This is a genomic window from Xenorhabdus siamensis (genome assembly GCF_037996745.1).
GTDB classification, from domain to species: Bacteria; Pseudomonadota; Gammaproteobacteria; order Enterobacterales; family Enterobacteriaceae; genus Xenorhabdus; species Xenorhabdus indica.
Genome location: NZ_JBBMXE010000021.1, coordinates 98,618 through 115,855, shown reverse-complemented (window position 1 = coordinate 115,855; position 17,238 = coordinate 98,618). Strand labels below are relative to the sequence as shown.

Genomic DNA, 17,238 nt, shown 5'->3' with positions numbered 1-17,238 from the left:
TTACAACGAAGGTTCGCATAATGTATATTATGTTAAATATAATATTCTGACAGATACAGTAAGTTACTTAAAAATAAACTTGTTCATATTTATCTCCATCCCCTGCTCATTGGTAATGGAATGGAAAAAGAAATCAGGAGATAATCTATCGTTATCATTGGGATTTTACTACAGCATATTTTCTCTTGCTGAATATTATATTTATAATCTATTTTTTAAATGCATAATAACAGGCAGATTATAAACCATGAATATGACGAAAAATAATAAAATTGTTATTGTTGGTGCCGGTTTTGTAGGCACAACACTGGCATGGTGCTTATCTTGCCACTATAAAGGAGAAATTATCCTGATTGATAAAGGACAAGCGGGTAACGGAGTGACTAAACAGGCTTTTGCATGGCTCAATGTTTCTTATGGTAGACCAGATGCCTACAGCAAGCTCAGGCAGCAGGCACTCAATGAATGGCGTTATCTCGATAAACAGACAAAAGGAAAGTTGAATATAAATTGGTCAGGTGCTATCAGTTGGCAGGAAACTGAATCTGCAACCCGTGAATTTATCGATGGTTATAGTAAATCCGGCTTTAATGTTAAGGCATTGACGAAAGCTGAACTTCAGACACTGGAACCACAGCTAGCAACACTCCCAGAGCTTGCTGCCTTTGCAACGGAAGAAGGTGCTGTTGATCCTTTTCACGCAACACAAGTACTTTTGCAGGAAGCCCTGAACAACGGTGTCACCTATCTGCCTGAAACGGAAGTGACTGCCATTAACTATAATGGCAAACAGATTCTCGGAATTACTACATCACAGGGTGTTATCTGTGCTGATCAAATTGTACTGACTGCCGGTGTCGGCATAATTTCTCTAATGGAAAAATTAGGGGAACAGCTTCCCTTATCTGCATCTCCTTCTATTATCGTGCAATATCGACATCACGCTGAAACCCCTTTTGTACGCCATATTATCTCAACGCCTGATATGGAAGTTCGTCCGATGTCAGGAAAAACTTTGCTTGCAGCAGAAGATTATTTAAGTGACTGTCCTGAAAACAGTGCTACATGCATCGCACTGAATGCCTTACCTGTCATAAAAAAAGCCTTTACAGGCAGTGATAGTCTATGTTTAGAAAAGGCTTCTATTGGCATACGCCCAATTCCTAAAGATGAAATGCCCATCGTTGGAAAAGTTGCTGATTATCGTGGCTTATATATGATCAGCATGCATGCAGCAATTACACTTGCGCCTCTGATATGCCGACTGGCGCAGGAAGAAATAATAAATAACTCAGAACAAGCTGCGTTAAATCCGTACCGGCTAACACGCTTTGATAAAAATTGAGGTTACTCGTTTTAATAACATTATTGAAGACTTGCGTTCATCTCACCTACCCCGCGCTTTTTCGCCTCTCAATATCTGATTTAATGAAAATGGCTTTCGCCATCTTTGCAATATCAGCAAAAGACTTCTGCGTTTATTGCTCTTTTTTAGAGTAATTTATCTCATGATAATAAAACCCTTCTTAACTATCTCTTAATTCGGTAATTTCTCAGCTTCACTGAGGGAAAATATTTGCTCATTTCATCGCCTTCCACAATCAATTCTAATGAAGGATGAGGTTTATTATGCTTTTTGAACACTATTCTCTGAGTGGTTTGTTGTTATCTAATCGTATTGTAATGCCACCGATGACTCGTTCGCGGGCAGGAGTAGATGGTGTAGCTACTGATTTGATGGCTAAATATTATGCACAACGTGCCAGTGCAGGGCTTATCATCAGTGAAGGGACACAAATCAGTCAGCAGGGACAAGGATATGCCTGGACGCCGGGTATTTATAAGCCTGAACATGTCATCGGATGGAAAAAAGTAACAGATGCAGTGCATAAGGCAGGTGGAAAAATTTTTGCCCAGTTATGGCATGTAGGACGAGTTTCACACACAATTTTGCAACCTAATAACGCTGCGCCTGTTTCTCCCTCTGCTCTTCAAGCAAAAGGTGTAAAAGTTTTTGTGGATATTGCAGGTTGTGGACCTGAATATGGTTTTGGTGAAATGGTACAACACTCGCAGCCACGAGCACTGGCATTTGATGAAATTCCAGATATCGTAACTGATTATGTTCAAGCAGCAAAAAATGCTATTGCAGCAGGTTTTGATGGCGTAGAGCTTCATGCAGCGAATGGTTATCTGATTAATCAGTTTATTGATTCCCAGTCTAACCTGCGGGATGACGAGTATGGTGGAACCCTGCAAAATCGGTTACGTTTTTTGAAAGAAGTCGCTATGTCAGTAGCTGCTGCAATAGGTAAAGATAAGCTAGGTGTTCGCCTGGCACCACTCACAACTCTGATGGGTTCAAAAGATGATACCCCTGAAGCAACTTATCTGGCTGCCGCGAGTATGCTGAATGATATCGGGGTGGCTTATATTCATATTGCGGAAGCTGACTGGGAAGACGCTCCTGTTATGCCAGCCGCTTTCAAAGAAGCGTTCCGCCTGCTTTATCACGGTACGCTGATATATTCTGGAAAATACACGTTGGAACGCGCTGAAGAAGCGCTAACTAAAGGTTGGGCAGATCTGATCGGGTTTGGCCGCTCTTTTATTGCTAACCCAGATTTACCCTACCGTCTTGCCAATGGACTGGAATTAAACCAGCCGATAAAAGAAAAATTTTTCGGTGGCAATGAGGAAGGTTATACCGATTATCTGGCGATAAGCGAATAAAAATATATCCCTTCAATTTTCAAGCTATCTCTTGGTGGCTTTATATTCCAGCTCCTTCGGGAGCTGTTTATTCGCCCATATCTGAAATCAATATTTTCAACGAGGTAACGCGATAAATCCCTCTTCCAACCCATGAACTTCCATACCTTCCGGCATAGCTTCCCCGATAGTTACCCGACGAGATACAGCCGGGCTTTTTAAATTCGGGCGCCAGTTTACGGTTAATTGTCCATTGCTATCGTGAGTTAATGCTTTTTCTGGCACAACAGTGCCCCGTTCATTGCGATAAGTAATAATATTAACTTTGGCACTCATACCGGGTCTGATGGGGTAACCCTGTTTCATGGGTGAAGTCACTTTAATCACAACGTCATAATAAATCGCCGATCCGGGGTTGTCGTTATTCACACTTTGCATGGCAATGGTTTCAATTTCACCATCCAAAGGGTAATCGGAAAACCCCTCCCCGCTAATTTTTACTGCCTGCCCTTCTCTGAGTTTGGCGAGATCAGTTTCTTCAACTTTTGCCAGTACCTGATACTGTGTTGTGTCCATCACTTCCAGTAAAGGCATCCCATCGGTAACCCGCACGCCGGTCTGAATTGTTAATAACTTCCCCTTTTCTCCCTGTGTTGCTCTGAGCGCTTTGATTTCTTTATGGGTGTATTGTTCCTGTAGTGCCTGATAGCGGCTGGTTGCATTTTGCAGCTCCATCTCTGCAACACGTACATTGCTAGCACTTCCTTTTTGTCGGGTTGATACAAGATCATCCTTTACAGAAGCGAGCTCCGTGAGTTGCCGACGAAGTTGCTGCTCAAGGTTTTCTACTTCCATTCGTGGAACGATACCTCGTGAAAAAAGCGCCTGTGTTTTTGCCAGATTATTTTTTAATTCCATCACCATATGATTCGCATTTTCGACATTTCTTCTGGCCCGGATGACTTCCTGACTGTTTTCCCAATCACGCAATTGTTCAACGGCAGATGAGGCTTTAATCATTTCAACCTGCGCCTGCCGAAGTTCAATATCCAGCTTGCGGGTGTCAAGTATCACTAATGTCTGACCAGCTTTCACTTGCTGCCCTTCTTTGACCAAAACTTGTTTGATAATGGCATCAAATGGCGCAGGGATAGTTTCGAGACGCCCGGATTGCAGCTTGCCGACCAGACCTAATTGCTTTTCTATCAGGTTGTGTTTTACTTCAATCCACTGTACTGATCCCTGATCTGACGATTCTTTTGAGGACAAATACCCTGAGAACAATAAGGCAAAAAAACAAATTACTATTATAAGTACGCCAACGATGGCCCATTGATAACGTTTAGTCATTGAGAACGATCTCCCAGCTTTCCAGTGTCGTGCCAAGAATTTGATCCAGTTCGGCCTGAGCATTGAGATAGTGGATAAGTGTATTCAGGCGTGCATTTTCGGCATTTCTCAAGTCGGTTTCAAAACTCAGAACCTGAAAGTTACTGGATCGCCCTGCCTGTAATTTTTCCTGTTCAATTTCGAGTTTCTTTTGAGAAAGTGAACTGGCTTTTATTGCTAGTTGATATTCCTGCCAGCGTGATTCTGTATCTCGGATGGCATTGATGACTCTTTGTTCCAGATTTATTTTGGCCTCTTCCAGATGTAACGCCTGCTTCTGGACTTCCACTCTGGCCTGAACTTCCTCTTGTTTCCGGGTCATATCACCGATTGGAATATCCAGTTGTATACCTACATAATTTTCCCAGTTGCGGGCCTCAGAAGAGGATGAACGATACTGGGATGTTCCTCCAACCAATGATAAATCCCAGAGCTGGTTATCTCTGGCCTGTAATAATTGAATATCTGCCTCTTTTGCGGAAAGTAACTGGATCAGATAACCCGGCTGCTGAGCCTGCGCTTTTTTAATAGATTGTTCAACATTCAAGCTGACATGAGTACCTTCCAACGTATCGGTCGCCTGGATGGGAGTTTTAAGATTCAGGGCAAGTAACTTAAGTAATGCCAGCTTTGCAGTATGTACATTGTTTTCAGCCTCTTTTGCCGATAGTTCCTGCATGGCCAAATCAGCCTGCGTCTGTATGATATCTGTCTGGGCCATTCTGCCGGCATCAATCAACTCTTTATTTGTTTCCACTAATCTCTGCATACGTTTAAGGGAAGCGATGGATAATACTTGTTGCTCCTGAGCACGAAGTAACGCATGGTATGCCAGAATAATTTGTGTGATGGAATCGGAAATAGTTGCTTTTAGATTCAATCGGTTGGTTTGTTCCCGGAGTTTTGCCAGTAAGATTGGGGCATTATTAATATCGGTTCCTGCTCCCCGTAAAAGAGGCTGTATCACAGTAATACTTGCACCATCATTGTGAAGTTTGTTTATCCTTGAGTTATTGTTCTCACGCGTCCAGGAAAGTGTGAAACGCGTTCCCAAAGGAGTGAGCAATGTGGCATTAGGAGAAAGGTTAGTTTTCCTGAAACTTGAATCCTGACTTTTACCTGCAATGTAACGTCCACTTAGCTGTAATTTTGGTGTGAATCTATCCTCTGCCACCCGTAAATCAAATTTTTGCGCAATGCGATCCAGATAAATACTGCGGATTGCGTAGTTATTCCTTAAACCAAGCGATATCGCATCACTCAACGACAAGCCGATCACTTCTCCAGAAGTTTCCCGGCTAAGACTGTAATCAGGTTCTGATAAAACCCATCGTCCCTGTTCAGATGCAAAGGTTCCTGTTTGAGTAAAACAGAAAAACAAAGTCAACGAGCTATAAAGGAAATATTTTTTAATCATCACGTAATGCCTGTACCGGTTCCATTTGAGAGGCTTTATGCGCGGGATAAAAGCCGGAGATAAGCCCCGCTACGATTGAACTCCCTATTCCTAATGGAATAGATAAAGGAGCCAGAGAAAATGACCAACCAGAATAAAGAACAAAAAGAAAGGCGACGATGACACCGACTAACGCACCTAGGATTGCGCCGGCAAAAGTCAGTGCCGCAGCTTCATACAAAAAAAGACGCCGGATATCTTGAGTTCTTGCCCCTAAAGCCATTCGCAACCCAATCTCTTTTCGCCGAGCCGAAACGTTCATCAGCATCACATTCGAAATCGCAATGCCGCCAGTGAGCAGCGAAATGCCGGCTAACCCAATCAACATAAAAGAAAAGGTTTTACTTTGTTCTGTCTGCCCTTTCAGTAATTGCTGAGCAACCCGAACATCAATGTTAACCTCTGGAAACTTTCGTTTGAGCAACGCCAATAAATCCTTTGCATCGGTTTCTGTGGTTGCGTTTGTTATGGTACGGGCGATGATGCCGTTCAGATCAATATTGGATGAGATTTTTCGCATGGCATTGATAGGAGCAACCACAACCGAATCCAGAGAAAAAGGAAAGATGGGGTTTTGCCCTTTTACATCGAAAATGCCAATGACAGTGTATAAATAATTGCCAAGCTGAATCTGCCTGCCAATTATGCGGGATGGATCCCCTTCACCAAGGGTAACCGCGACTTCATTGCCAATGACCAGATAAGGCGAGTGCTGATCATAATCAGAGATGAACCGGCCATAACGAAGTCGCAATTGCATAACTTCTTCCAGTGCCGCAGAAGAACCTATTACGGTAAATGTTTCTGTTTTCCCGTTATATCGACCGGAAGAAGGAGAATAGATCCACGGTGCTGTTGAAGATAAACCAGGAATAGCCGTTGTCAGCTCGGCCATATTAAGTGAGTCACCATCAATTCCATGATTATATGAGTAAAAATTTGTTGTAATGACATTGATATCCAGCCCACTGAACATCTTTAACGCAGCCAGTGTGGCGTTATGTCCGGTATTCACAAATGCCACAATAGACGCACAACCAATAGCAATCCCCGATAAAGCAAGCAGAGAACTTTTCCCTGTTGCCATTAAGTTACGCCAGGCTTCTTTCCACATCATTAATACCGACATGCCATAGTTGCCGGACTGACGATTATCATGCATGTGTTGTCATCCTTTTGGTTTCATGCAACTGACCATCAATCATGCGTAATTCGCGCTGCATATGGTTTGCAACCATAGCATCATGGGTTATTACAACCAGCGTCATCGCGTTTTCTGTGTGAAGAGAAGAAAGTAGCAATAAAATTTCTTCTGCTGTTTGCTGATCCAAATTGCCGGTTGGTTCATCAGCCAGCAGTAATGAAGGTTCTCCGACCAATGCCCTGGCGAGCGCCACTCGCTGACGCTGCCCGCCGGATAAATCTGACGGATAATGCATGGCACGGTGTGAAAGCCCCACCAAGTGTAGTTTTTCTCTGGCAATTTTATGGGCCTGTGAGGAAGAAATACCGCGGTAAAGAAGCGGCAGAGCGACATTTTCTGTCGATGTCATTCCGGCCAACAAATGAAAACTTTGAAAAACAAAACCAATTTCTTTATTACGCATTCTGGCACGAAGATCAGCATCGGCTGTTGACATATCAACGCCGCAAAGAAAATATTCCCCCGAAGTAGGTTTATCCAGCAGGCCGAGAATATTCAGTAATGTGCTTTTACCTGAACCTGATGCGCCGACAATAGCACAACTCTGACCGGTAAGAATTTGTGCTGTGATATTTTTCAGAATCGATACTTCGCCCTCCCCTCCATGTTGATAAACACGGGTTAGTCCTTGCATATTGATAACAGGTGATATCGGTATTGTGGGATGAAGTGAATTTATAATATCCATTATTTTTATAATATCTCCCCGCTTTAATGTCTACATTCATCTTTATTAAAATATCCAGTTTCTGATATCGTTAAGGAATTAATAATCAAGTCACCTAAAATCAATGTTGTTATGGTACATTGAGTTGCAATTATGAATAAATTATTTTCTTTGCGTAAATAATAGTAGAATCATTGTTGATCATAAAATATGATAATAGAGATTAGATTTCTAATCCAGAATATAAAAATATAGCTAATTTCTAAATTTTAAAATTGTAACATCATCATATGATGTTTTATATTTACGCGAGTTATCAAAAACAATTTGATCATTAATGTATTTAAACTACAAATTTTAAAACTATTACAGGAGAATGCTTATGTTCAAGAAATTATTGACAGTTGGGGCATTGGCTGTGGGTGTTTTGTTGAGTAGTAATGCAATGGCACTAAATAATTGTCAGGTTGAAAACGTACCAAAACATCTTACCGGTAATCTTTATGAAATGTATGTTGTTAACCCAACAAATAATTTCGCAAATACCTTTGAAAGGTATGGTATCACATGGTATTTTAAAGGAAAAATTGGGAATGGAGAGTGTAGATATAATACCGGAAGGAAAGCCTATCAAGCTTATTATCAAGGAAGAAAATACTAATTCACCAGAGAAAATTATTATCATAATAAATTTATGATGCATATAAACCCCGTTTAAAAAAACGGGGTTTTGGATATTATAATGAACGATAATATTCCCGATTTTACGTTATTATCTGGTTCTAACAGTTTTTTATAACGCCATCTAAATTTCCAATATAAGATAAAAAATTTACAAATTTTAAAATTGTAACATCATCACATGATGATTTAGATTTAACGCACATTATCAAGAACAATTGGGTAATTAATGTATTTAAGTTAAAAATTTTAAAACTATTACAGGAGAATGTTTATGTTCAAGAAATTATTAACAGTTGGGGCATTAGCCGCGGGTATTGCATTAACAGCAGGAACTGCATCGGCACAGACACTACCAAAATGTCCATCTCAAACAGTATACCAAGCAGGCGATGAATATATAAGACAAGTTATTAATCCTTATAACAATTTTGCTAATGTCTTTACTCGGTATGAGCCTGATGTTAAGAAAAATATTACATGGTATTTTCAAGGACCTTCTTTCGCTTGTATAGAGAATGGAGTTCTTGCTTTCGTCGCTCAATTCAGAGGTGTAGCAAGTTAAATTTTTCTCGGAAAGCCTCTTATTATAGTTATAGGATTTTCATAGAACTGACAAACCTCATTGAAAATAATGGGGTTTTTACATAATGATATCCTCTATTTTTTCTTGTTAAATGGAAATTTTTATGTTTAAGAAACTATTAACAGGTGGATTATTATTCGCAGGTATATTATTAACTGTGGGAACTGCATCAGCAAATACAGATTTTAACTATAACGATTGTTATAGTTCTGGAAGAACCCACACTGGACTAAATGGTACAATATTTATTTTATATGAAGTTCGTCCTAATTACGCTTTTGATAATGTATTTACTGATGGAAATGTTAGGTATTATTTACAAAGTGTTAAACCGGTAGCTCCTCGTTGTGGTAAAGGATATGTTGCTTACTATGAAGGTAAGAAAATATAAAATCCTCTGGATAGCCTCTTATCATTAGAGGCTTTTTAGCGGAATGTTACTTTATGTCAATTTATCCTATATCCTTTTGCTAATCATCCTCGACATATGGTTATCAGGTTGAAATGGCTCCTTACTCTAAAACCGATGCAAACGCACTTTGATTTCATCAATATAAAATTGCTTTAATTTTTCCGTTGGATGAAATGACTGGAATGCATTACAGCGGGATGAATCTATTGATAAAATTTCCCTGCTTATGGCTTGGCCAGAAACAAAATATTTCACAGAAAAAGAATGAGCAGCACTGATGTTAGTCGAGACGGTAACTACCCGCCTAAATAAGGCGGGCATGTAAATGATATTACTGCCCTTATTTAATCTTCCCTAATTCAGTTGTTCGCTAACAGACGGCGCTAAAGTTGATCTTTGCAAAAATAATCAGTAATCTGAGAAAAATAATTGAATAAAGTGCAAAAATGAAAATTACACTGGAAGAAATGCAGGTGTTTATTGCTGTGGTAGACAGCGGTTCAATAACTGCTGCTGCCGAACGACTGGATCTTACTATTTCCACTACCAGCCGGGCTTTGTTACGCCTTGAAGAGAAAATGGATAGTACCTTGTTATACCGAACTACCCGACGGATCAAACTCAGCGAAGAAGGCGCCGCATTTTTACAAAAAGCGCGTGAAGTGGTGAAGCTTGCGCAAGAAGCGGAAGAAGTGTTGATAAGCCACAAGAATATTCCTTCTGGTACTCTACGAGTGGATGCATCTACTCCCTTTCTACTCCACGTCGTTACACCGCTGGTTGCTCAATTTCATGAAATCTATCCGCAAATAACACTGGAACTGACCAACTATGAAGGTGTGACCAACTTACTGGAAAAGCACACTGACATTGCCTTTCGTATTGGTTCGCTGACGGATTCTTCCCTGCATGCCACATTGTTAGGTCATAGTCAGTTACGTATTCTGGCAAGTCCTCTCTATGTACAGCGCTATGGAGAGCCTAAAACGGTTGAAGAATTACAACAACACTGTTTACTCGGATTTACTGCGCCAGAAAATCTCAATGAGTGGCCACTGTACGACGGTGATAAGAAGGGTTTTAAAATTACGCCAACAATCGCCGCAAGCAGTGGTGAAATTTTGTGTAACCTGGCTCGAAAAGGTGTGGGCATAGTGTGTTTGTCTGATTTCATGACTCATGAGATGAGAGAAACAGGAGAGTTTAAACAAATATTACCTCACATCACTTTCGAGCAAAAACAACCGATTAATGCAGTCTATTACCGTAACCAAACACTTTCCCCGCGTTTACGCTGCTTTATTGATTTTATTAAAAGCTATAGTTCAAGCCTTAATCGGTTGTGACATTAGTTATTGTCTACAAAGTGTAGTTGATTATTATCATCACAAATAAAAATGGAACCTTTATCTTTTTTTCCTCAATTTATAAGTGAGTGACATTTCAATGCATAAACTTAACTCATTTTTGGGCAAATTATCTTTTGGATCTAAAACTATCGCCCGATTTTTTGAATAAGTCAGTTCAGGAAAAAGAGTTCTAAACGTATCAATCAATGTGGTTTGGCAGTGAAAAAAGATAGCTATACGTGAATCACTAAAACGACCTAATCGGATGGTTGTTCCTTATCGTTAATAACGGCACTTGATATAACTCAGGATAATGATCAAATACAGAGTGAACTTGGTTACTTTGAAATTCTGTCATAAGATTGCTACCTTATCCGTTAATTTGTGTATTGTGGCTATCTCACATCACTTTATCTTAATTAGAATGGTCAGGATATTATGAAAAAAATACTTATTTACATCGTATTTGTTTTAACCTCAATGTCTATGCAATCTATGGCTGAAGAGACCACATATAGTTTACGGGGAAATAATGGCAAAGAAATTACTTATTATTTGATAAAAAGAAATAGCATACCTTCTGAAAATCTTCTTGTTCTGATTCAGGGTTCTGATTGTAACAGTGTTATCAATAACCGGAAAATGATAGAAAATTTTGGTGCTACTTTTCCTGAGAATGATATTCTCTTAGTAGAAAAAGCAGGGCTTGATAGCAGTATTGGAAAAAATGGGATTGAAGTTAATGATTCGGCATGTCCACAGATATATATTCAGAATGATTCGCCATCAAAACGCGTTAAAGATTATCTTGCCGTATTAAATCAATTAAAAAACAAATACCGCCATATTGTCCTTATTGGAGGAAGTGAAGGCGCTCTTGTTACCAATATGATAGCGTCTGATGCAGATTTTATTACTGCTGCGATTTCGATTAATGGTGGTGGGCGTTTTTTTATTGATGATGTTATCCATAGCATCAGGCGTGAGACTCCGGCAGAAATGTCCGATGAAGCAGTTAACAGTTTTAGAACTTTTGCGGAAGCAGCAAAGAAAAATAACTTACCCGCTGGCATGGTAGTCAGTGGACATGGTGCAAACTGGTGGTATGAATCATTATCCATTGATAATCAGAGATTGATCCAATCCAGTAAAATACCATTATTGGTTATCCAGTGTATGAGTGATAATAATACTGATGCGGCTGGAATACTAAAGGTGATGGCAGCTATTGATAACCCAAAGGTTTCTTTTAAGACTTATGATGGGTTAGATCACTTTTTCAAAGATAATGACGGAAATTATCATGCTGCAATAATTACTAAAGATATTAAAAATTGGTATCAGTTACAAAGCAAGGGCGCTGTTGAAAACAGTAATTAATCATCGTCCTAGATTATGAATATAGGGTAGTAATGCGAAAACAGTCATCTTATGTAATCACTTAGATGACTGTAATTTTTTGTTTTCTAATTACATTACTTCAATTAATCATCAGAAATTTGCACTATTGTTATTCTGTTGGTTGCAAAGGTACTTATGTCCTTCAGTTAACTGACTGTAGAATTGCTCACTATCTGTTACTTTTAATATCTGACAAAGATCAGACCAGCCTGTTTCATTACTGCGCTCTAAAGGAGAGAGATAAAATAGATAACCCTCTTGTCGTGTCTGAAAAAAAGACTACCTTATTATTTTCCGTTCTGAGCGCCAAGTGATTGATGAAATAACATTCACGGTTATCTTTCCCTGCTAATAGAGTAATAATTCCATGAACGCCTAATGAAGATAAAATGTATTTAGTATACAGCGAGAGGAAACCATTAAGAGCATCTATATGGAAAGTACTGTCCTCAATAAAAACATATAGTCATTATACAATGTCGAATAATTTTCAGCTAATATCCTTATAAAATTTAAGGTAAAAATAAGAGGTAGGAGTTAAGAAATTAAATTATAATTTCTGTTTATCAAGCAAATAATAAAAATTGAAATTTAATTCTATAAGGTTATCACCTAATATAATTTAAGAAATAATAACGTATTCTACAAACACAATAAGGTAAAAGTGATAATGGAATTGGAAAATATTATAGACACACAAGACAGTAATGTTAAATTGCATATTTTGACTTTAGAAGCATTAAACATGATTAAAACGAAAGATTTTAATCAGTCAACTTCCGCATCTCCACTAGGTGTCGTATCTACCGTATTAAGTATTTTATTAAAACTGACTTACAAAAAATTGACAGAGCCTAAAGAAGTTGATGTTATTGGAATTATTCAGGATACATTAATTAAATATACCAGTGAGTGGTTAGAGTCAGAGTATCAAGCTGTAAGAAAAGATGCAGAAAGCTTACAGGATGCCATCTCCGCTTATCAAAAAAATCCAACAGATGAAGCAAGGCAGCTTATTGTCGTTCGTAATGAGATCGCAATATCCAATATGCGTCGTTTATGTATCCTCAGCATTAACACTGCTAAAAGTCAAAGTATTCCTCAATTATCAAGTATTTGTGCCCTTTCCTGCTTATTGTATTTCTTTACATTAAGAGACACTATAGTTAATGGTGTTGAATGGGGTTATTCACCTGATAATATTGAAAAATATAGTAAATCTCTGGCTGAGCAAGCGGATATTATGTTTAATGATATCCTCATTGCTGCTATTAATAATTATAATGGTGATGACCTTTACGAGCCACAAACACAGGCAAAACGTTCAATGATATATTGGACAAGTGACTATACTAATATACAATCCCATTTAACTTTTGGTGCACAAAGAAAGCCATCGCGTGTTTGTTTAGATCCAAATGATACAGATAATTTATTTATCGACCATAACTATAATAATATTTTCCTCGGTGATGTATTCCTCAATGGTGGTAGATCATCTGATAACGGAGGTTATAATTATCTCTCAGCAACAGAACCGAGAAGTTATGATCATGGCCCGACTACAATCACATTACAGGTCAAGTCAGCAGGCCGCTATCGTTTACGCATGTATTATGCTTATATGACAGATTCACTCAGTTTTAATTATGAAGTCAAAATGAAGCTGCAACAATCTCGTCTTATTTTTGATCAAAACATCAAGTTCTTTGAAGAAAGAGTGTTAACACCTTATAAAGCAGGTTCAAACTACGGGCCGGTTATATATCGAACAACTGAGGTTGATTTAGAAGCAGGGACTTTAGAGTTAACATTACATGAAGATAATTATATATCTGGTAATGGATTCATTCAGCATATTGAGTTCTTAGGTCTATAAAGTAGCAGATTCTAATAAAGCATGAGAGTTACCAACTTAAATTTAAAATTTTTTAATCAAAGTTGGTAACTTGTTTATTTTTAAATCTAAATTTTTAAATTTATATTGAGCTAATCTATTTCAGATCCTACTGAGTAAGTTATATTTTTTCAATATTTCTTTAACTCTGTCTTTAGGAATAGCATAAGAAGTATTACCATTTCTACCAACCATTGTTTTGGCTGCAAACATCGCATTAATGATGGCCTCTTCCGTTGCATTTATGGTTGCTTCATATAATGGGTCCAGTTTGTCATTTGGCAATATTTCTACTGTTTTTATATCCTCTCTGGAAAATGCACCATTATTTGCAGTGGAAAATGCAATAAATATTTCACCACTGGTATTACGGGCTATGCCACCTACCTTTGCAAGTCCAAGAGATACTCTTTTAGCTATTTTTTCCAATTGATGAGGCGCTAATGGCGCATCTGTAGCTACCACAACTATTATAGATCCAGCATCTTTTATTTTTTTCTTATCCCCATGGTATATTGGGGTAATATCTTGGATTTCTTTACCAATTGGAACTCCTGAGATAATAAGATCATCTCTAAATCCAAAATTCCCCTGAACAAGCACCCCGACAGTATATCCTCCATCTGTTTTGTCTAAAATTCTTGATGAAGTGCCTGTTCCCCCTTAAATTGAAAGAGGTTCATTCCGTTCGCCACCGACATTACCTTCTTCTATAGCTCCTGATTTAGCACTATTCAACGCATGGTATACATGTTCTTTTTTTACATGCATACCGTTTATATCATTTAATATGCCATCCCATGTTTCTGTAACCACGGGTAGTAACCAGAATAAATCATCTTTTAGTGGTGATATTAGATTGTTATCAATCATCCAACTAATTGTTGAGTCTCTGACGATACCGACACTATGCGTATTGGTTATTAATATCGGGGTTTCCAGAAAACCACTTTCCTCAATCCATTGACTACCTGTCATTTCTCCATTTCCATTTAAAGAGAATATGCCGGAAAATACCGGACTAAAATTTATTCCTCTGGGTAATATTGCTGTTACACCTGTTCTTACCGGGCCTTTGCCAACTTCTAATTTTCCATTCCCCTCAATGATAGTTGAATAGCCAACTTTTACACCATTCACATCGGTAATCGCATTATATTTTCCGGTTTTTCCAGAGAAAGGAATACCGTAATCTCTGGCTCTAACCTCATTGGCCAAAGAATTTGATGCTATCATTGTCGAAATAGATAAGATTAATATTTTCAATATTTTCATGCTGTTAATAAGTACTCCTTGTTATAATAAATTAATATTAAATGTCATAATCATCATGAATAAAACGAAAACACTTCATTAAAATAATCTTATGATGAGATTTGTTTTTTAGGTTTATTTTCACCATGAGTAAACTAAATAATTTGTCTGCAACGGTAAACAGTTTCACGGAAATGAACTATTTTATAAAAAATCACGAAGTTAATTATTTTTGATATTTATCGAATTAAGTGACAAAAAGAATGATAAAAAAGGAGAAGAGAAAATGTGGCGGCCCCACTGAAACAGCTCAATTAAGCCGCCTGTCAGCATCAGATTAGTAATTCGCTTTCGGCCAGTCGGTATAACCTTTTGCTCCATTACCATAATAGGCGTCATGATTGGCACTGGTCAGTTCAATGTTATAACGCAAACGTTCGACCAAATCAGGGTTGGAAATAAATGGACGACCAAATGCAACCGCGTCAACTTTTCCTTCCGCCCGGCGGGAAATAGCCATTTCCAGATTGTAGTCGTTATTGCCGATGTAAGCACCTTCAAACCATAACCTTAATTTATCTAAATCAATGCCTTCAGGAATCACACGGTCTTTTTTTGTAGTCCCTTCAACAAAGTGCAGATAAGCCAATTTGAACGGGTTGAGTTGTCTAATCAGATAGCCATAAGTTGCCATGACATCACTATCAAGCGGTGTGTTTCCTATTTCAGTTGTCACTGGGGACAACCGGATACCAACCCGACCAATGCCCCAAACTCCGGTGACAGCTTCAACAACTTCCAGAACCAAGCGAACTCGGTTTTCAATAGAACCGCCATATTGATCCGTACGGTGGTTAGTTGAATCACGTATGAATTGTTCCAGCAAATAGTTATTGGCTGAATGGATTTCTACACCGTCAAATCCTGCCCGTTTGGCGTATTCAGCAGCATGTTTGTATTGCTCAATAATGCCGGGGATCTCATTGGTTTCCAGTGCGCGTGGCATGGAAACTTCCTGCATTCCGTTCTCAGTGTAAGCATAACCATCGGCTTTAATGACAGATGGTGCTACCGGTGGTTCTCCGTTAGGTTGCAAATCGACATGAGAACAACGCCCGACATGCCACAATTGCATCACCATTTTGCCACCAGCAATGTGAACAGCATCGGTGACTTTTTTCCACGCAGTTACTTGCTCTTCTGTCCAGATACCAGGAGTCATCGCATAGCCGCGTCCCTGCGCTGAAATATTGGTTGCTTCTGAAATAATCAGACCTGCACTGGCACGTTGAACGTAATATGTTACGTTGAGTTCGTTCGGGATACCTTCCCTATTTACACGGCTGCGTGTTAAAGGTGCCATAACTATACGGTTATCGAGTTCAATTTCGCCTAGTTTAGTTGGTGAAAAAAGATCGGTGCGAATGCTATTGTCAGACATAAGATTTCCTTTATTAATAATAGATCAGTCATCTACTGCTTGAATTCAGAATTTTCCCTTGGTTTTCGAAAGAAAAGCAATATATAAATCACATAATCATAAATATTAATGCCATTTTGACAAAATTTGTTTATAACATCTCTTAGTTAGAATATAACCAGGAAACAGTATGGGATTTTCACCACTTATCAGAGTATTATCAGCAAGCGATGTTGCAGAATATCAAAAACTTAGATTCGAAGCTCTATGTTCTGATCCTGATGCTTTTGGCTTAACATATGAAGAAGAGCATACCAAAAGTAAAGAAGAATTTATAACTATATTAACTGATTCTCTGGTGTTAGGCGCCTATTTAAATAATGATTTAGTTGGCATGATCAGGTTTCAACGAGGTACTGAGTATAAAAATTTACATAAAGGAACTATTTGGGGTTTTTATGTCAAACCTGGCTGTCGAGGTTTGAAAATAGGAGAAAAGCTTATTGAAAAATTGATAGATCTTCTGGAGGGAAATGTTAAACAAATATCATTAGCTGTTGTTGAAGAAAATGTATCAGCAATAAATTTATATAAAAAATTTGGTTTCGAAATATTTGGCACTGAGCCTATATCACTAAAAAATGATTCAACATACGTTAATATGGTATTGATGTACCTGATAATGTAGATATCTATTTTTAACAACTTAATTCTTAATTAAGAATTATAAATTTTGGTGTTGAGTAAATTTCAGACAAAGACATTATGGGTAGCGTTGATATTGAAATATTTTTCTTATTAAAAAGCAAA

General features: G+C 38.3%; 15 protein-coding genes and 1 pseudogene. 9 read left to right on the top strand and 7 right to left on the bottom strand.

What is annotated here, in order from left to right:
- Nucleotides 1-247: 247 nt before the first annotated feature.
- Together AAC852_RS19505 and AAC852_RS19500 are read left to right on the top strand one after the other, a co-directional pair.
- On the top strand, nt 248-1,345 hold the full coding sequence (locus AAC852_RS19505; RefSeq protein WP_340622423.1) for an NAD(P)/FAD-dependent oxidoreductase: 1,098 nt from the start codon (nt 248-250) through the stop codon (nt 1,343-1,345).
- Nucleotides 1,346-1,629: 284 nt separating this feature from the next.
- On the top strand, nt 1,630-2,733 hold the full coding sequence (locus tag AAC852_RS19500) for an alkene reductase (protein WP_340622422.1): 1,104 nt from the start codon (nt 1,630-1,632) through the stop codon (nt 2,731-2,733).
- A 96-nt stretch (nt 2,734-2,829) separates the two neighbouring features.
- On the opposite strand, the gene AAC852_RS19495 is transcribed toward AAC852_RS19500, so the two are convergent.
- The 4 genes from AAC852_RS19495 to AAC852_RS19480 are packed head-to-tail and all read right to left on the bottom strand — an operon-like array spanning nt 2,830 to nt 7,449.
- Complete coding sequence (locus AAC852_RS19495) at nt 2,830-4,062, bottom strand: HlyD family secretion protein (protein ID WP_340622421.1); 1,233 nt, start codon at nt 4,060-4,062, stop codon at nt 2,830-2,832.
- A complete protein-coding gene (locus tag AAC852_RS19490) occupies nt 4,055-5,518 on the bottom strand; it encodes a TolC family protein (protein WP_340622420.1) in 1,464 nt (487 codons plus the stop codon). Before AAC852_RS19490 ends, AAC852_RS19495 begins: the two co-directional genes overlap by 8 nt.
- Entirely contained in the window at nt 5,511-6,719 is a 1,209-nt protein-coding gene (locus tag AAC852_RS19485; RefSeq protein ID WP_340622419.1) for an ABC transporter permease, read from the bottom strand. Before AAC852_RS19485 ends, AAC852_RS19490 begins: the two co-directional genes overlap by 8 nt.
- Nucleotides 6,712-7,449, bottom strand: a complete 738-nt coding sequence (locus AAC852_RS19480; RefSeq protein ID WP_340622418.1) for an ABC transporter ATP-binding protein — start codon at nt 7,447-7,449, stop codon at nt 6,712-6,714. The genes AAC852_RS19485 and AAC852_RS19480 overlap by 8 nt, the downstream gene beginning before the upstream one ends.
- Before the next feature lie 361 nt (nt 7,450-7,810).
- Between AAC852_RS19480 and AAC852_RS19475 the strand changes: the two genes are divergently transcribed.
- The 5 genes from AAC852_RS19475 to AAC852_RS19455 all read left to right on the top strand — a co-directional run bounded on the left by AAC852_RS19475 (nt 7,811) and on the right by AAC852_RS19455 (nt 11,836).
- Nucleotides 7,811-8,089 (top strand): LCI fold-containing protein, encoded by a 279-nt coding sequence (locus AAC852_RS19475; protein ID WP_047681534.1) that lies wholly within the window; start codon nt 7,811-7,813, stop codon nt 8,087-8,089.
- A gap of 294 nt (nt 8,090-8,383) precedes the next feature.
- Nucleotides 8,384-8,674 (top strand): hypothetical protein, encoded by a 291-nt coding sequence (locus tag AAC852_RS19470; RefSeq protein ID WP_340622417.1) that lies wholly within the window; start codon nt 8,384-8,386, stop codon nt 8,672-8,674.
- 124 nt (nt 8,675-8,798) lie between these two features.
- On the top strand, nt 8,799-9,086 hold the full coding sequence (locus AAC852_RS19465; protein WP_340622416.1) for an LCI family antimicrobial peptide: 288 nt from the start codon (nt 8,799-8,801) through the stop codon (nt 9,084-9,086).
- Between the two features lie 467 nt (nt 9,087-9,553).
- Nucleotides 9,554-10,453 carry a LysR family transcriptional regulator gene (locus AAC852_RS19460; RefSeq protein WP_047681529.1) on the top strand — a complete coding sequence of 300 codons (900 nt, stop codon included), beginning with the start codon at nt 9,554-9,556 and terminating at the stop codon, nt 10,451-10,453.
- Nucleotides 10,454-10,894: 441 nt separating this feature from the next.
- Nucleotides 10,895-11,836 (top strand): acyl-CoA thioester hydrolase/BAAT C-terminal domain-containing protein, encoded by a 942-nt coding sequence (locus tag AAC852_RS19455; RefSeq protein ID WP_340622415.1) that lies wholly within the window; start codon nt 10,895-10,897, stop codon nt 11,834-11,836.
- Between the two features lie 238 nt (nt 11,837-12,074).
- On the opposite strand, the gene AAC852_RS20110 is transcribed toward AAC852_RS19455, so the two are convergent.
- On the bottom strand, nt 12,075-12,311 hold the full coding sequence (locus tag AAC852_RS20110) for a non-canonical purine NTP pyrophosphatase (protein WP_422824323.1): 237 nt from the start codon (nt 12,309-12,311) through the stop codon (nt 12,075-12,077).
- A gap of 216 nt (nt 12,312-12,527) precedes the next feature.
- On the opposite strand from AAC852_RS20110, the gene AAC852_RS19450 reads away from it, so the two are divergent.
- On the top strand, nt 12,528-13,736 hold the full coding sequence (locus tag AAC852_RS19450; RefSeq protein WP_340622414.1) for an insecticidal delta-endotoxin Cry8Ea1 family protein: 1,209 nt from the start codon (nt 12,528-12,530) through the stop codon (nt 13,734-13,736).
- A 120-nt stretch (nt 13,737-13,856) separates the two neighbouring features.
- Here AAC852_RS19450 and AAC852_RS19445 read toward each other — a convergent pair.
- A pseudogene (locus AAC852_RS19445) lies at nt 13,857-14,990 on the bottom strand (DmpA family aminopeptidase).
- A gap of 355 nt (nt 14,991-15,345) precedes the next feature.
- Nucleotides 15,346-16,449 carry an alkene reductase gene (locus AAC852_RS19440; protein ID WP_340622413.1) on the bottom strand — a complete coding sequence of 368 codons (1,104 nt, stop codon included), beginning with the start codon at nt 16,447-16,449 and terminating at the stop codon, nt 15,346-15,348.
- A gap of 169 nt (nt 16,450-16,618) precedes the next feature.
- On the opposite strand from AAC852_RS19440, the gene AAC852_RS19435 reads away from it, so the two are divergent.
- Entirely contained in the window at nt 16,619-17,116 is a 498-nt protein-coding gene (locus AAC852_RS19435; protein ID WP_340622412.1) for a GNAT family N-acetyltransferase, read from the top strand.
- Nucleotides 17,117-17,238 lie beyond the last annotated feature (122 nt).

What these genes read in the sequence shown, in the direction of transcription:
- AAC852_RS19490 (WP_340622420.1), bottom strand. Translation starts at nt 5,518, where the DNA reads ATGATTAAAAAATATTTCCTTTATAGCTCGTTGACTTTGTTTTTCTGT.
- AAC852_RS19435 (WP_340622412.1), top strand. Translation starts at nt 16,619, where the DNA reads ATGGGATTTTCACCACTTATCAGAGTATTATCAGCAAGCGATGTTGCA.
- AAC852_RS19480 (WP_340622418.1), bottom strand. Translation starts at nt 7,449, where the DNA reads ATGGATATTATAAATTCACTTCATCCCACAATACCGATATCACCTGTT.
- AAC852_RS19440 (WP_340622413.1), bottom strand. Translation starts at nt 16,449, where the DNA reads ATGTCTGACAATAGCATTCGCACCGATCTTTTTTCACCAACTAAACTA.
- AAC852_RS19495 (WP_340622421.1), bottom strand. Translation starts at nt 4,062, where the DNA reads ATGACTAAACGTTATCAATGGGCCATCGTTGGCGTACTTATAATAGTA.
- AAC852_RS19470 (WP_340622417.1), top strand. Translation starts at nt 8,384, where the DNA reads ATGTTCAAGAAATTATTAACAGTTGGGGCATTAGCCGCGGGTATTGCA.
- AAC852_RS19485 (WP_340622419.1), bottom strand. Translation starts at nt 6,719, where the DNA reads ATGCATGATAATCGTCAGTCCGGCAACTATGGCATGTCGGTATTAATG.
- AAC852_RS19505 (WP_340622423.1), top strand. Translation starts at nt 248, where the DNA reads ATGAATATGACGAAAAATAATAAAATTGTTATTGTTGGTGCCGGTTTT.
- AAC852_RS19475 (WP_047681534.1), top strand. Translation starts at nt 7,811, where the DNA reads ATGTTCAAGAAATTATTGACAGTTGGGGCATTGGCTGTGGGTGTTTTG.
- AAC852_RS19465 (WP_340622416.1), top strand. Translation starts at nt 8,799, where the DNA reads ATGTTTAAGAAACTATTAACAGGTGGATTATTATTCGCAGGTATATTA.
- AAC852_RS19460 (WP_047681529.1), top strand. Translation starts at nt 9,554, where the DNA reads ATGAAAATTACACTGGAAGAAATGCAGGTGTTTATTGCTGTGGTAGAC.
- AAC852_RS19455 (WP_340622415.1), top strand. Translation starts at nt 10,895, where the DNA reads ATGAAAAAAATACTTATTTACATCGTATTTGTTTTAACCTCAATGTCT.
- AAC852_RS19450 (WP_340622414.1), top strand. Translation starts at nt 12,528, where the DNA reads ATGGAATTGGAAAATATTATAGACACACAAGACAGTAATGTTAAATTG.
- AAC852_RS19500 (WP_340622422.1), top strand. Translation starts at nt 1,630, where the DNA reads ATGCTTTTTGAACACTATTCTCTGAGTGGTTTGTTGTTATCTAATCGT.